The 639-nt window shown below is 68.2% G+C and carries 1 protein-coding gene; it reads right to left on the bottom strand.

Features of this window, described 5'->3' with window-relative positions:
* Positions 1–18: 18 nt before the first annotated feature.
* A partial coding sequence (locus tag GWJ10_RS19535) for an AAA family ATPase (RefSeq protein ID WP_163188960.1) occupies positions 19–639 on the bottom strand: 621 nt, incomplete at its 5' end.

Genomic DNA, 639 nt, shown 5'->3' with positions numbered 1-639 from the left:
GGTCGACGGTCGTCGGGGTCAGGCGGACTTCTCGCGCGGGGTGCGTGCTCGCGCGGTCGTGGTGCGCGGCACGATCGTGGGATTGACGTTGTCCAGCACGACCTCGCGCGTGATCACGACCCGCTCCACGTCATCACGCGACGGCACGTCGAACATCACCTGCTGCAACACCTCCTCCATGATCGCGCGCAACCCCCGCGCCCCCGTCCCGCGCAACAACGCCTGCTCCGCGACCGCCTCGACCGCACCCTCGGTGAACTCCAGCTCCACCCCGTCGATCGCGAACATCCGCTGATACTGCTTCACCAACGCATTCCGCGGCTGGGTCAAGATCCGCACCAACGCCTCCCGGTCCAACGCCGCCACCGACGCGATCACCGGCAACCGCCCGATGAACTCCGGGATCAACCCGAACCGGTGCAGATCCTCCGGGCGCACCTGCGCAAACAGGTCCTCCCCCGCACCCGTCTCGATCGGCGCACCAAAACCCACACCCCGCTTGCGCGCCCGCGCCGCCACGATGTCGTCCAACCCCGCAAACGCCCCCGCCACGATGAACAGCACGTTCGAGGTGTCCACCTGGATGAACTCCTGGTGCGGATGCTTACGACCACCCTGCGGCGGCACCGACGCCGACGT

It is taken from the genome of Cellulosimicrobium sp. SL-1 (assembly GCF_011033075.1).
GTDB classification, from domain to species: Bacteria; Actinomycetota; Actinomycetes; order Actinomycetales; family Cellulomonadaceae; genus Cellulosimicrobium; species Cellulosimicrobium funkei.
Note: the sequence above shows the minus strand (reverse complement) of the source record. Positions and strands in the feature narration are given on the sequence as shown.